Origin of the sequence: Mesorhizobium sp. CA7, assembly GCF_020165015.1 — a bacterium.
In the GTDB taxonomy this organism is placed as follows: domain Bacteria; phylum Pseudomonadota; class Alphaproteobacteria; order Rhizobiales; family Rhizobiaceae; genus Mesorhizobium.
Genome location: NZ_JAIUHH010000001.1, coordinates 702,938 through 717,551 on the forward strand (window position 1 = coordinate 702,938; position 14,614 = coordinate 717,551).

Genomic DNA, 14,614 nt, shown 5'->3' on the forward strand with positions numbered 1-14,614 from the left:
CATATCGGGCGGCAAGCCGTCCCGATCGTGCCGGCGATAGTCGGCCTGTCGAAAAGCGATGGCGCAATCTTGGCTTTGCGCTTCCCGCCTGCTCTATAGTCTGCCGCCTCGCATCATAAGGACGATAGGAAGAATGGCGGAATATTCAGCCTTCTCGCTGCTCAAGAACGCGCTGACCGGCAACAAGGATTGGAAGCCCGCCTGGCGCAAGCCGGACCCCAAGGCTTCCTATGACGTGATCGTCATCGGCGGCGGCGGCCACGGTCTTTCGACCGCCTATTATCTCGCCAAAGAACACGGCATCACCAATGTCGCGGTGCTGGAAAAGGGCTGGCTCGGCTCCGGCAATGTCGGCCGCAACACCACGGCGGTGCGCTCCAACTATCTCTTGCCGCAGAACACCCGCTTCTACGAACATTCCATGAAGCTGTGGGAGAATCTCTCGCACGACCTCAACTACAACGTCATGTTCTCGCAGCGCGGCTGCCTGAACCTCGCGCACACGCCAGCCCAGCTCGACGACTATGCCAGGCGCGGCAACGCCATGCGCCATCTCGGCGTCGACGCCGAGCTGATGAGCGTCGACCGTATCAAGCGGCTTGTCCCGGCGCTGGATGTCTCAGGGTCAGCGCGCTTTCCCGTCCTTGGCGGGCTGATGCAGCCGCGCGCCGGCACGGCTCGGCACGACGCGGTCGCCTGGGGCTATGCGCGCGGCGCCGACCGGCGCGGCGTCGATGTTATCGAGAATTGCGAAGTCACCGGCTTCCTGCGCGACGGCGACCGCATCACCGGCGTTTCGACGACGCGCGGCGAAATCCGCGCCAAGAAGGTCGCGCTTGCGGTTGCCGGCAGCACCGGCCGCGTCATGCAGCTTGCCGGCATCTCGCACATGCCGATCGAAAGCCATGTGCTGCAGGCCTTCGTCTCGGAATCGCTGAAGCCTGTCGTCGACACCGTTCTCACCTTCGGCATGGGCCATTTCTACATCTCGCAATCCGACAAGGGCGGCCTGGTCTATGGCGGCGACCTCGACGGCTACAACAGCTACGCCCAGCGCGGCAGCCTGCCGATCGTCGACGAGGTGATGAGCGAGATGGTGGCGCTGTTTCCCGGCCTGGCGCGCGTGCGCATGCTGCGCTCCTGGGGCGGGCTGTGCGACATGACGATGGACGGCTCGCCGATCATCGCCGCCGGTCCGCTGCCGGGCATGTATCTCAATTGCGGCTGGTGCTATGGCGGTTTCAAGGCGACGCCGGCCTCTGGCTGGTGCTTTGCCTACACCATTGCCAAGGACGAGCCGCACGAGTTCAACGCGCCCTTCACGCTCGACCGTTTCTACCGCGGCCTCGTCATCGACGACAAAGGCCAGGGCGCGACGCCCAGATTGCACTAGGGTTTGGATTGAAAATGCTGATCACCTGTCCCTATTGCGGCCCGCGCGACGTTATCGAATTCACCTACCAGGGCGACGGCAACCGCGAGCGGCCGCAGCCCGCCTCGCAGGATCTCGACGCCTGGAACGCCTATGTCTACGACCGGCTCAATCCGGCCGGTGACCACAACGAGATCTGGCAGCATTCCGGCGGTTGCCGCGCGCATCTCAGGGTCGTGCGCAACACGCTGACCCATGAGATCCTGAGCACTGCCTTCGCTCGTGGCGGCCACAAGACGGAGAGCCGCTCGTGAGCCCCCGCCGCACTGAGACCGGCGGCCGGATCGACCGGCTGCGCACCATCCGCTTCACCTTCGACGGTGCGCCCTATACGGGCCATGCCGGGGACACGCTGGCCTCGGCGCTGCTTGCCAATGGGGTCACGCTGTTCGGCCGCTCCTTCAAATATCATCGCCCGCGCGGCCTGCTCGCCGCCGGCGTCGAGGAGCCGAACGCGCTGGTGACGGTGCTGCGTGGCGAAGTGCGCGAGCCCAACATCGCCGCCACCATGGTCGAGATCTATGACGGGCTCGTCGCCGTCAGCCAGAACCGTACCCCCTCGCTCGCCTGGGATATCGGCGCCCTCAACCAGCTCGGCGGCAAGCTCCTGTCGGCCGGCTTCTACTACAAGACCTTCATGGGGCCGGTGATCGGCCCGCTGAAGGGCACGCGCTTCTGGATGTTCTGCGAGCATTTCATCCGTCGCGCCGCCGGCCTTGGCAAGGCTGGCACCGCTCCCGATCCGTCTTGCTACGAGCGTATGAACGCATTTTGCGACGTGCTGGTCGTCGGCTCCGGTCCGGCCGGCTTGATGGCGGCGAAAGCCGCCGCCGACCAGGGCGCCCGCGTCATCCTTGCCGATCTCGAAGCCCATTTTGGCGGCTCCGCCAACTGGTCGGGCGAAACCATCGACGGCATGCCTGCCGCCGAATGGGCCCAGCGCACGGTCGCGCAGCTCGGAGGCAACGACAATGTGCGGCTTTTGCCGCGCACGACGGTGTGGGGCTATTACGACGGCAACACGCTGGCCGCCCTCGAACGGGTGACCGATCATAAGGAAACGCCAGCCAAGGGCGAGCCGCGCCAGCGCTACTGGGCGATCCGCGCCGGCACGGTGGTGCTCGCCACCGGTTCCTTCGAGCGGCCGCTGGTGTTTCCGGGCAACGACCGTCCCGGCGTCATGCTGGCGCATGCGGCGGAACGTTACGTCAATGAATATGGCGTGCTGCCGGGACAGCGCATCGCGCTCTTCACCAACAACGACAGCGCCTACCGCTCGGCCGTTGCGTTAAAGAAGGCCGGCGCGACCATTGTTGCCATCGTCGATGTCCGCGCCGACGTCTCGAACGACATGCGCCGGCTCGCCGGCGAGGCCGAGGCCGAGCTGCTGGACGGCCACGCCGTGGTTGCGACCGAGGGCGGCAAGGCCCTCACCGGTCTCAAGGTGCAGCGCTTCGACGCCATGAGCGGCGCGCTCAGCGGTGATGCCCGCAGCATCCATGCCGACAGCCTTTTGATGTCGGGCGGCTGGTCGCCGACCATTCATCTCGCCAGCCAGGCGGGCGCCAAGGCTGAATGGGACCCGGCCAGGCAGGCCTTCCTGCCGCCTAAGCCGACGCAGCGCTGGATCGGCGCAGGCACCTTCACCGGCAGCTTCTCCACCGCCGAAGCCATCGCCGAGGGCCGCGCGGCCGGCGTTTCGGCTGCCGGCGGAATGGCGGCGCCCGCAGCCCTGCCGATCGTCGAAGCCGCCCCCGGCGACCCCGATCCAGCGCCGGTCTTCGAGATCAAGGCCAAGGGCAAGAGCTTCGTCGACTTCCAGCACGATGTCACCGCCGAGGACGTGCGGCTGGCGCATCGCGAAGGCTTCGTATCGGTCGAGCACCTGAAGCGCTACACCACGCTCGGCATGGCGACTGACCAGGGCAAGAACTCCAATGTGCCGGGCCTCGCGATCATGGCCGAGGCACTCGGCAAGCCGATCCCCGAAGTCGGCACGACGCGCTTTCGCCCGCCTTACACGGCGGTCTCGATCGGCTCTCTTGCTGCCGAGCGTTTCGGCGACCTCAAGCCCGAGCGGCTGACGCCGATGCATGACTGGCACATCGCTAATGGCGCGACGATGTATTCGGCCGGCCTATGGTACCGGCCGATGATCTACGGCCTTCCCGGCGAGACGGTCGAGCAGGCATATGTCCGCGAGGCCAGGGCGACGCGTGAAAGCGCCGGCATCGTCGATGTCTCGACGCTGGGCAAGATCGCCGTGCAGGGGCCGGACGCGGCCGAGTTCCTCGACCGCGTCTACACCAACATGTTCTCCACCTTGGCCGTCGGCAAGGCCCGCTACGGCTTGATGCTGCGCGAGGACGGGCTTGCCTTCGACGACGGCACCACCTGGCGGCTCGGCGAGCAGGAATTCCTGATGACCACCACCACCGCCAATGCCGGCAAGGTGATGCAGCATCTGGAATATTTCCTTGACGTCATCTGGCCGGAGCTGAAGGTCACCGTCACCTCGGTCACCGACGAATGGGCGGGCGCGGCGATCGGCGGACCGAACGCGCGGGCAATCCTTGCTTCCTGCGTCACCGGCACCGCAGTCGACCACGCTACCCTGTCCTTCATGGGCATCGTCCATGGCCGCATCGCGGGCGTGCCGGTGATGATCTGCCGGCTGTCCTTCTCCGGCGAAATGGCATTCGAGGTCTATTCCGGGGCCGGCTACGGCACCCATGTCTGGGAAGCCTTGATCGAGGCCGGCCAGCCTTTCGGCCTGGTCACCTACGGGCTAGAGGCGCTGGGCACGATGCGCATCGAGAAAGGCCATGTCACAGGCGCCGAGATCGACGGCCGCACCACGGCGCGCGACCTCCATCTCGACTGGATGCTGTCGAAGAAGAAGCCCTTCATCGGCTCGGCCATGATGGACCGCGAAGGCCTGATCGCCCCCGACCGGCTCGAGCTGGTCGGCCTGATCGCCCTCGACAACCGGCCGCTCAACGGCGGCGGCCATATCGTCGAGGAACTGGACGAGGACAATCCGCACGACTCGCTCGGCCACATCACCGCCTGCTGCTATTCGCCGGCGCTGGGCAAATACATTGCGCTTGCGCTGGTCAAGGGCGGCAAGGCGCGCCATGGAACGCGCGCCTTCGTCTCGGATCCGTTGCGCAACCGGTTTGGGCCGGTCGAGATCGTCTCCAACCATTTCTACGATCCGGACGGGAGCCGCATGCATGGCTGAGCAGCATTTGCCCGAACGCCAATCGCCGCTCGAGCCGGATTATCATCCGGGTTCGCACGGCAACTTCGAACATGGCGTCGATGTCATTCTGTCCGAGATGCGACCGGGCACGATCCTGCAGCTCGCCGCCTGGCCGGGTGAAGAGAAGCAGCTGATCGAAATTATCGGCAAGGTCACCGGTCTCGCTCTGCCCGATGGCGCCGGCGGCGGCGTGAGCAGTGGCGCCCGCGCCGCCTTCGGCTTCGCGCCGGGAAAATTCACCGTGGTGGACGAGGCCGAAGGCCTGGCTGCGGCTTTCGCCGGCGCCATCACGCCGGCCATCGGTACGCTGACCGATCTCTCGCATGGCCGCACCGCGATCCGCATCGCCGGCCCGAAGGCTGAATGGGTGATGGCGAAGTTCTTTGCCATCGACTTCGCCTTGCCCGCCTTCCCGCTGGGCGCCGGACGATCGACCAACCACCATGACGTGTTCGCCCAGATCCAGCGCAGCGGCGCCGACCAGTTCGACATCTACGTCTTCCGCTCTTTCGCGCGCTCCTTCTGGAAGGCCTTGTGCCATGCCTCCGAGGAGGTCGGTTACGAAGTGCAATAGCCCGCTCGGGCGTTGCTGGCTTAGCATTGGTCAGGCGGCATCTGGCATTATCGACGGCTACAACTGCTGCTTGAGCGCTGGGCCAGCAGGCGCGATAGGTAAGGAATCACGGGCGTTTGCCAGGGCAAACGTCCGCTCAGGCAACCCGTTCGACCATACCCTTCCATGACTGTTGAGACTTCGGCGACGGCCACGACCCGCTTTGCTCCGGCGGAGGGTCCGTCGATGCCGTTGCCGGCAACCGTCGCTTGCGGCGTGTTCATGACCAGTCTCGACCAGAACGTCGTGGTCACCGCGCTGCCCGGCATCGGCGAGAGCCTCGACCGGCCGCCAAGCCAGCTTGGCCTTTTGATCACCGTCTATGTCGCCAGCCTCATCGTCACCATGCCGCTTGGCGGCTGGCTGGCCGACCGTTTTGGGCTGCGCAACGTCTATTGCTTCGCGCTGCTCGTCTTCGCCGGCGCCTCGGCCTTGTGCGGCCTTTCGGAAAACATCTGGATGCTGGTCGGCTCGCGCGCCCTGCAAGGCTGCGGCGGCGCGCTGATGGGCACGCTTGGTCAGGTCGTGATCCTGTCGAGCTTCCCGCGCGACCGCACGCTGAAGATCAACATGTACATTTCGCTCGCCGGCCAATCCGGGCCGCTGGTCGGGCCGCTCGTCGGTGGCGCGCTCACCACTTACGTCTCCTGGCGCTGGATCTTCTACATCAACATCCCGATCGCGCTGACCGCGGCGCTGCTGGCCGCCTCCCTGTTTCCGACGACGACCAAGCCGGTGCGCACGCCGTTCGATTTGCCGGGCTTCCTGCTCGTCGGCTGCGGCATGACGCTGCTGGTCTTCGGCATGGATTCGGTCGCCGCGAAAGATGTGGCCGCAAGCAGCATGGCGCTTGAGCTCGGCCTGGCGATCGTCATCCTGACGGTTGCCGCCTTCTACTGCCTGCGCGCGCGCAATCCGCTGCTCGACCTCAATCTCTTGCGCATCCGCACCTTCCGCATCTCCTTCCTGACGGGCGGCGGCCTCGACACCATCGGGCTGAGCTCGGTGGTCTTCCTCTTGCCGCTGATGTTCCAGCTCGGCTTCGGCATGAGCGCCGTGCAGGCGGGATCGCTGACCTTCGTGGCCGCGATCGGGTCGTTGATCATGCGCTTCTTTATGCCGCGCCTTTTGAACCGTTTCGGCTTCAAGCGCGTGCTGGTCACCAATACGCCGATCGTCGCTTTGCTGGTCGCGGGCTTCGCCCTGATGCAGGAGAGCCTGCCGGCATGGATCGTGCTTGCCTATATTTTCGCCTTCGGCGTCTTCCGCTCGGTGCAATGGGCCTCGACCGGCAATCTCTCCTATTCGGACATCGCGCCGGAGCAGCTCGCGCGCTTCAGCGCGCTCTATTACATCCTGTGGCAGCTGGCGGTGGCGATCAGCGTCGGCCTCGCGGCCGCGCTGCTGGCGCTGCTTGCCGGCGGCGGCAAGGCCGGCATCAACGACTACCGCATCCTGTTCGTCATAGAAGGATTGATCACCCTTTGCGCGCTGTCGGCCTATCTGAGGCTGACGCCGCAGGATGGCGCCCGTGTCAGCGGCCATGGCGCGCATATGAGCACCGACTGACGCCTCAGCCGACGCTACTTCGCGAACGTCACCCAGTCCTCGAGCGGCGCGCGGTCGGTGCGGAACTCGTTCTCCGGCTTGGATGTGTCCTCATAGCCCAGCGCCATGCCGCAGACGACGATCTCTTCGTCGGGAATATCGAGCACCGGCCTGATCTGGCGATGATAGGGCGCGAAGGCCGCCTGCGGGCAGGTATGCAGTCCCCTGCCTCGCGCCGCGACCATGATGTTCTGCAGGAACATGCCGTAGTCGATCCACGACCCTTGGTTCAGCCTCCGGTCGATCGTGAAGATCATGCCGACCGGAGCATCGAAGAAGATGAAATTGCGGTCGTGCTGGGCGCGCATTCTGTCGACCTCGCGGCGGCCGATGCCCAGCACGCCATAGAGCCCGAAGCCGTTGGCGCGGCGGCGGGTGAGATATGGTTCGAAGAACTGGTCGGGGTAGTAGCGGTACTCGTCCCACTCGGCCTTTTCGGCACGGATGCCGGAATTGAGGATGGCGTCGCTGATGCGCTGCTTGACCTCGCCCTTGCTCACATAGACGCGCCAGGGCTGCATGTTGGTGCCCGACGGCGCGCGCGCGGCGACCGCCAGGATCGCGCGGATCGTGTCGTCATCGACCATATCAGGCAGAAACGCGCGCACCGACCGGCGCGACAGGATCGCGTCGTCGACGATCGCCGCGTCCATGGCGATTCGGCTATTCTTCTCCAGCATGGGCCGTCCCTTCGCGCATAGCCGGAACTGCAACCGGTTCCATGGCGACCATCCGCAGACACTAAACTGTATTGGTCCCCGACCGGACGTCCCCACTCGCCGTTCGTGATCGTGGCTTTGCCTCAACCTCAAAAATCGCGCAAGTAAATCTTGCGGGGTATGAAAATCCCCTTGATTTTTTCATGACTTTACCGCTTCATGAAATTTACATAGATTTTTTCACGAGATACGCTTGAGCTCGACTACTGCCAGATCGGAGCAGGACAATGGCGACCGGCTGCTGGCCGGCGACATCCGTGCGCTTCGCAAGGCGCGCGGCCTCACACTGGCCGAGATCGCCCTCAAGCTCGGTCGGTCGGTCGGCTGGGTCAGCCAGGTCGAGCGCGGCCTCTCGGTTCCCTCGCTGGGTGACTTGCGGGCATTCGCCAGCCTCTTCGATGTTCCGATCAGCCTGTTCTTCAGCCATGACGCGCCTGTCGAGCAGGAACGCGGCGTGGTCGTGCGCGCCGGCAGCCGCCGTTCGCTTGGCACAAGCGAATCCGGCCTGGTGGAGGAGCTTCTGTCGCCCGATCTCGGCGGTAGCTTCGAGATGCTGCGCTCGGTGTTCGCGCCGGGCGCGGAGCTGGAAACAGAAACGCGCCGCCCGACGGAAGAAGCGGGCTATGTCGCGTCGGGCACATTCGAGATCGAGATCGACGGCGTCTGGCATCGTCTCGGCGAAGGCGACTCGTTCCGCTTCGAGGGCAAGCCGTTCCGCTGGCGCAATCCCGGCGCCGAGCCGGCAGTGGTCATCTGGGTGGTTTCGCCACCGGTATACTGACAATGCATGTCAACCAAAAGTGCGAAGCGGTTTTGGGATAACGACATGCATCAAAAACAAAAATCGAAGCGCGAAGCGCTGAGACTCTGGAGGAAGAAATGGCCGGTTTGCCGACCACGGCACGCGTGGTGATCATCGGAGGCGGCGTCGTCGGCACCTCCTCGCTCTATCACCTCTGCAAGGCGGGCTGGACCGATTGCGTGCTTCTGGAAAAAGACGAGCTGACCTCAGGCTCGACCTGGCATGCCGCCGGCAACGTGCCGACCTTCTCCTCGTCCTGGTCGCTGATGAACATGCAGCGCTACTCGACCGAGCTTTACCGGGGTCTGGCCGAAGCGGTCGATTATCCGATGAACTACCATGTAACCGGCTCGCTCCGGCTCGCCCATACCAAGGAGCGCATGCAGGAATTCCAGCGCGCCAAGGGCATGGGCCGCTACCAGGGAATGGATATCGACGTCGTCGGCCTCGACGATATCAAGCGCCGCTACCCCTTCATCGAGACGCATGAGTTGAAGGGCGCGCTCTATGACCCGAGCGACGGCGACATCGACCCGGCTCAGCTGACCCAGGCGCTGGCCAAAGGCGCGCGTGACATGGGCGCCAAGATCATCCGCTTCTGCCCGGTCACCGGCGTGCGCCGCGAGAACGGCGAATGGGTGATCGCCACACCGCAAGGCGAGGTCCGCTGCGAGATCGTCATCAACGCAGCAGGCTACCGCGCCGCCGAAGTCGGCAAGATGTTTGGGCGCGACGTGCCGATGATGGTGATGAGTCATCAGTACATATTGTTCGAGGAAATCCCCGAGCTTGCCGCGTGGACGAAGGAACAGGGCCACAAGCTGCCGCTGCTGCGCGACGTCGACACATCTTATTACTTGCGCCAGGAAAAGAGCGGCATGAATCTCGGCCCCTATGAGCGCAATTGCCGTGCGCATTGGGCGACCCACAACGATCCGATGCCGGAGGATTTCTCCTTCCAGCTTTTCCCCGACGATCTCGACCGCCTCGAGCATTACCTCGCCGACGCCGTCGCCCGCGTGCCGATCCTCGGCACCGCCGGCCTCTCCAAAGTGATCAACGGCCCGATTCCTTACGCGCCGGACGGCAATCCGCTGATCGGGCCGATGCCCGGCGTGCCGAACGCCTTCGAGGCCTGCGTGTTCACCTTCGGCATCGCGCAAGGGGGCGGCGCCGGCAAGGTGCTGGCCGAATGGGTCACCGAGGGCCAGACCGAATGGGACATGTGGTCCTGCGATCCGCGCCGTTTCACCAGCTTCGCCTCAGCGCCCGACTATTGCGTCGCCAAGGGCATGGAAATCTACGGCAACGAATACGCCATCCAGTTCCCGCGCCATGCCTGGCCGGAGGGGCGCGACCGCAAGCTGTCGCCGCTGCATGAGCGCATCAAGGCGCTGGGCGGCCAGTTCGACGCCTATAATGGCTGGGAGCGCGCGACTTGGTACGCACAACCCGGCGATGATACTTCGGAACAGTCTACCCTCACCTTCCGCCGCGACGGCCCGTGGCAGCAGCGCGTGCGCGAGGAATGCCTTGCCGTGCGCGACGCCGCCGGTATCCTCGACCTGCCCGGCTTCTCGCGTTTCAACCTCGAAGGTCCGGGCGCGGCCGATTGGCTGGCCTTGCAGGTTACCGGCCTTGTGCCGAAGCCCGGCCGCATCGGCCTCGTCTATTTCGCTGACGACAAGGGCCGCATCGTCACCGAAATGTCTGTGGTGCGCCATGGCGAAGACCGGATGACGCTGATCACTGCCGCGGTGGCGCAGTGGCACGATTTCGAATGGCTGCAGTCGCGCATGCCCGCCGATGCGGCCTTCACGCTGACCGACCGTACGGAGGAATTTTCGACGCAGATTCTGACCGGCCCGAATTCGCGAAAAATCCTGGCCGAAGTCTGCGACGCCGACCTGACGCTGCCCTGGCTGACGCATCAGGAAACAACCATTGCCGGGCGCTGGGCGAAGCTGGTGCGCGTCTCCTTCGCCGGCGAGCTCGGCTGGGAAATCCACACCAAGGTCGCGGACACGGCGACCGTCTTCGATGCCGTCTGGGCCGCCGGCCGGAAGCACGGGCTGAAACCCTTCGGCATGTATGCGCTGGATTCGCTGCGGCTGGAAAAAGGCTACCGCACCTGGAAGGGCGACCTCTCGACCGACTATTCGATCCTGCAGGGCGGCCTGGAGCGCTTCGTCAAATGGGACAAGCCGAACTTCCGCGGCAAGGCGGCTTTGCTCAATGAGAAGCAGCAGGGTGTGAAGAAGCGCTTCGTCACTTTGGTCGTCGAGAACCCCGGCGACTGCGACGCGCCCTATATGTCGACGCTCTGGCACGACGGTAAGATCGTCGGCGAGACAACGTCGGGGGGCTGGGGCCACCGCGTCGGCAAGTCGATCGCGCTCGGCATGCTGCGCACGGATCTCACGGAGCCGGGCACGGCGGTCGAGGTCGAGATTTTTGGCGATCGCTTCATAGCCGTCGTCCAGAAGGACGAGCCCCTGTGGGATCCGAAGAATGAGAGGTTGAGAGCCTGATGCCAAAACCATCAAAGCGCATTACCGGTATCGTGCCTTCCGGCAAGGACGGCTGGGAGGTCCATTTCGCCGCCTGGAATCGCAAGCAGGCCGGCGAAGACATCATTGTGCTCTCGGTCGGCGACCATGATTTCGACACGCCGTCGGAAACCATCGAAGCCTGCGTGAGCGCCGTGCGCGGCAGCAACCATCACTACACGCCGCTGCCCGGCCTGCCGCGCCTGCGCAAGGCGATGGCCGCCGCCGCGACCGTTTGCGCCGGCATCCTCACGGAACCCGACGAGGTCATCGCCACGCCTGGCGGCCAGGCAGCGCTTTACGCCGCCGTGCAGGGCGTGCTCGACCCGGGCGACCACGCCATTGTAGTCGCGCCTTACTACGCCACCTACCCCAACACCTTCAGCGCCGCGGGCGCCAGCTTCACGGTGGTCGAGACGCCGGCCGAAGATGGGTTTCAACCCCGCGCGGAGATGATCCGCGCCGCGCTTCAACCCAACACCCGCGCCATCCTGATCAACACGCCGAACAATCCGACCGGTGCCGTCTATTCGCGCGAACGGCTCGAGCAGCTGGCCGAAATCTGCAAGGAGAACGATCTCTGGCTGCTGTCGGACGAGGTGTACTGGACACTCGGCGGCGGAGAGCACATCTCGCCGCGCTCGCTTCCCGGCATGGCCGAGCGAACGCTGGTGATCAACTCGATGTCGAAAAGCCATGGCATGACCGGCTGGCGCATAGGCTGGCTGACCGGTCCGAAAGCGATGATCGCGCTGATGATCGACCTCAATCTGGTCACGACCTACGGCCTGCCGGCCTTCATCTCGATCGCCTGCGCCGAGGCCCTGGAGAACCACTATGGCGTGAAGGACATCGCCGAGCGCTACGCCGCGCGACGCGCCGTCTTCCTCGATGCCATGCGCGGCGCCAATGAAGTCACCGTGCGCGGCTCCGAAGGCGGCATGTATGTCATGCTCGACATCTCCGCCGTCGAGCCCGACGACGAGAAATTCGCCTGGGCGCTGCTCGACAAGGAAAAGGTCGGCGTCATGCCGGGCTCCAGCTTCGGCGAGGCCGCCGCCGGGCATATCCGCATCAGCCTCTGCCAGCCTGAACCCATCCTGAAGGAGGCAGCGCTTCGCCTGCGCCGCTTCGCTTCCAACTATCGCCGCGAGGCCGCATGACCAGCACTGTCCCTAGCAAAGCCCGCGCCGTCATCATCGGCGGCGGCGTCTCCGGCTGCTCGGTCGCCTATCATCTGGCCAAGCTCGGCTGGACCGACATCGTGCTCTTGGAGCGCAAGCAGCTCACCTCAGGCACCACCTGGCATGCGGCCGGGCTGATCGGCCAGTTGCGCGGCTCCCAGAACATGACGCGACTGGCGAAATATTCGGCCGATCTCTACGTCAAGCTTGAAGCCGAGACCGATGTCGGCACCGGCATGCGCCAGGTAGGCTCGATCACCGTCGCGCTGACGGAGGAGCGCAAGCACGAGATCTATAGACAGGCGTCGCTCGCCCGCGCTTTCGATGTCGACGTGCGCGAGATTTCGCCGCGCGAGGTCAAGGAGATGTACCCGCATCTCAACGTCTCGGATGTGGTCGGCGCCGTGCATCTGCCGCTCGACGGCCAGTGCGACCCGGCCAACATCGCCATGGCACTGGCCAAGGGCGCGCGCCAGCGCGGTGCTGCGATCATCGAGAATGTGAAGGTCACCAAGGTTCACACGACGAACGGTCGCGTGTCCGGCGTCTCCTGGGCGCAGGGCGAGGAGCAAGGCACGATCGAGACCGACATCGTGGTCAACTGCGCCGGCATGTGGGCGCGCGAGTTGGGTCGGCAGAACGGCGTCACCATCCCGCTGCATGCCTGCGAGCATTTCTATCTGGTGACCGAGCCGATCCCCGGTCTGTCGCGCCTGCCGGTGCTGCGCGTGCCGGATGAGTGCGCCTACTACAAGGAGGACGCCGGCAAGATGATGCTCGGCGCCTTCGAGCCGGTGGCGAAGCCCTGGGGCATGGACGGCATCCGCGAGGATTTCTGCTTCGACCAGTTGCCCGAGGACATGGACCATTTCGAGCCCATCCTCGAAATGGGCGTCAACCGCATGCCGATGCTGGGCACCGCCGGCATCCACACCTTCTTCAACGGCCCGGAGAGTTTCACGCCGGACGACCGCTACTATCTCGGCGAGGCGCCCGAGCTTTCCGGCTACTGGATGGCGACCGGCTATAACTCGATCGGCATCGTCTCCTCCGGCGGCGCCGGCATGGCGCTGGCGCAATGGATCAATGACGGCGAGGCGCCCTTCGACCTGTGGGAGGTCGACATCCGCCGCGCCCAGCCCTTCCAGAAGAACCGCCGCTACCTCAAGGAGCGCGTCTCCGAAACGCTCGGCCTGCTCTATGCCGACCATTTCCCCTATCGCCAGATGGCGACCTCGCGCGGCGTGCGCCGCTCGCCCTTGCACGAGCACCTGAAGGCGCGCGGCGCCGTCTTCGGCGAGGTGGCGGGCTGGGAGCGCGCCAACTGGTTCGCGCGCGAAGGCCAGGAGCGCGAATACCGCTATTCCTGGAAGCGGCAGAACTGGTTCGACAACCAGCGCGAGGAACATCTCGCGGTGCGCAACGGCGTCGGCCTGTTCGACATGACTTCCTTCGGCAAGATCCGCGTCGAGGGTCGCGATGCCTGCGCCTTCCTGCAGCGGCTCTGCCCCAATGACATGGACGTTGCGCCGGGCAAGATCGTCTACACGCAGATGCTCAACCAGCGCGGCGGCATCGAGAGCGACCTCACCGTGACGCGGCTGTCGGAGACGGCCTATTTCCTGGTCGTGCCGGGCGCCACGCTGCAGCGCGATCTTGCCTGGCTGCGCAAGCATGTCGCCGACGAGTTCGTCGTCATCACCGACGTCACCGCCGCCGAAGCCGTGATCTGCGTCATGGGTCCGGAGGCGCGAAAACTGATCCGGAAGGTCAGCCCGAACGATTTTTCCAACGAGGCCAACCCATTCGGCACCTTCCAGGAGATCGAGATCGGCATGGGTCTCGCCCGCGCCCACCGCGTCACCTATGTCGGCGAGCTTGGCTGGGAACTCTATGTCTCGACCGAGCAGGCGGCCCATGTGTTCGAGGCGATCACTCAAGCCGGCGCAGATGTCGGCCTGAAACTCTGCGGCCTGCATACGCTGGATTCCTGCCGCATTGAAAAGGCCTTCCGCCATTTCGGCCACGACATCACGGACGAGGACAATGTGCTGGAGGCAGGCCTCGGCTTTGCGGTGAAGACGAGCAAAGCCGGCTTCATCGGCCGAGACGCTGTGCTCAGGAAGAAGGAAGCCGGCCTGTCACGCCGGCTGGTACAGTTCCGCTTGAAGGACCCGCAGCCGCTGCTCTTCCACAATGAGGCTATCCTGCGCGACGGCAAGATCGTCGGCCCGATCACATCAGGCAATTACGGCCACCATCTCGGCGGCGCGATCGGGCTTGGCTATGTGCCTTGCCAAGGCGAGAGCGAGGCGGATGTGCTGGGCTCATCCTATGAGGTGGAGATCGCCGGCGAGCGTTTCACGGCGGAAGCCTCGCTGAAGCCGATGTACGATCCGAAGGCGGAACGGGTGAGGATGTAGCTTTCCTCTCGCGGCTTCG

Annotated in this window: 10 protein-coding genes; 9 read left to right on the plus strand and 1 reads right to left on the minus strand. The window is 64.9% G+C overall.

All coding sequences use genetic code 11. The features are described 5' to 3' along the window. The first annotated feature begins 133 nt into the window (after positions 1 to 133). From LB552_RS03400 to LB552_RS03420, 5 genes are all read left to right on the plus strand, one after another. Positions 134 to 1,393 carry a sarcosine oxidase subunit beta gene (locus LB552_RS03400; protein ID WP_224601889.1) on the plus strand — a complete coding sequence of 420 codons (1,260 nt, stop codon included), beginning with the start codon at positions 134 to 136 and terminating at the stop codon, positions 1,391 to 1,393. Positions 1,394 to 1,407: 14 nt separating this feature from the next. Then, entirely contained in the window at positions 1,408 to 1,686 is a 279-nt protein-coding gene (locus LB552_RS03405; protein ID WP_040969887.1) for a sarcosine oxidase subunit delta, read from the plus strand. Continuing rightward, a complete protein-coding gene (locus tag LB552_RS03410) occupies positions 1,683 to 4,676 on the plus strand; it encodes a sarcosine oxidase subunit alpha (protein ID WP_224601891.1) in 2,994 nt (997 codons plus the stop codon). Before LB552_RS03405 ends, LB552_RS03410 begins: the two co-directional genes overlap by 4 nt. A gap of 7 nt (positions 4,677 to 4,683) precedes the next feature. Then, positions 4,684 to 5,271 (plus strand): sarcosine oxidase subunit gamma family protein, encoded by a 588-nt coding sequence (gene soxG / locus LB552_RS03415; RefSeq protein ID WP_224602266.1) that lies wholly within the window; start codon positions 4,684 to 4,686, stop codon positions 5,269 to 5,271. Between the two features lie 225 nt (positions 5,272 to 5,496). Next, complete coding sequence (locus LB552_RS03420) at positions 5,497 to 6,879, plus strand: MFS transporter (protein WP_224601892.1); 1,383 nt, start codon at positions 5,497 to 5,499, stop codon at positions 6,877 to 6,879. Positions 6,880 to 6,893: 14 nt separating this feature from the next. Here the strand turns inward: LB552_RS03420 and LB552_RS03425 are convergent, their stop codons facing one another. Further along, on the minus strand, positions 6,894 to 7,598 hold the full coding sequence (locus LB552_RS03425) for a nitroreductase (protein ID WP_224601895.1): 705 nt from the start codon (positions 7,596 to 7,598) through the stop codon (positions 6,894 to 6,896). Between the two features lie 232 nt (positions 7,599 to 7,830). On the opposite strand from LB552_RS03425, the gene LB552_RS03430 reads away from it, so the two are divergent. From LB552_RS03430 to LB552_RS03445, 4 genes are all read left to right on the plus strand, one after another. Continuing rightward, positions 7,831 to 8,418 carry a helix-turn-helix domain-containing protein gene (locus tag LB552_RS03430; protein ID WP_224600936.1) on the plus strand — a complete coding sequence of 196 codons (588 nt, stop codon included), beginning with the start codon at positions 7,831 to 7,833 and terminating at the stop codon, positions 8,416 to 8,418. A 98-nt stretch (positions 8,419 to 8,516) separates the two neighbouring features. Continuing rightward, the gene (locus LB552_RS03435; RefSeq protein WP_224601897.1) at positions 8,517 to 10,970 is read left to right on the plus strand and encodes an FAD-dependent oxidoreductase; all 2,454 of its coding nucleotides are present in this window, start codon (positions 8,517 to 8,519) and stop codon (positions 10,968 to 10,970) included. After that, positions 10,970 to 12,151 (plus strand): pyridoxal phosphate-dependent aminotransferase, encoded by a 1,182-nt coding sequence (locus LB552_RS03440; RefSeq protein WP_224601899.1) that lies wholly within the window; start codon positions 10,970 to 10,972, stop codon positions 12,149 to 12,151. Before LB552_RS03435 ends, LB552_RS03440 begins: the two co-directional genes overlap by 1 nt. Next, positions 12,148 to 14,595, plus strand: coding sequence for an FAD-dependent oxidoreductase (locus LB552_RS03445; RefSeq protein WP_224601901.1), 2,448 nt, complete (start codon positions 12,148 to 12,150; stop codon positions 14,593 to 14,595). Before LB552_RS03440 ends, LB552_RS03445 begins: the two co-directional genes overlap by 4 nt. Positions 14,596 to 14,614 lie beyond the last annotated feature (19 nt).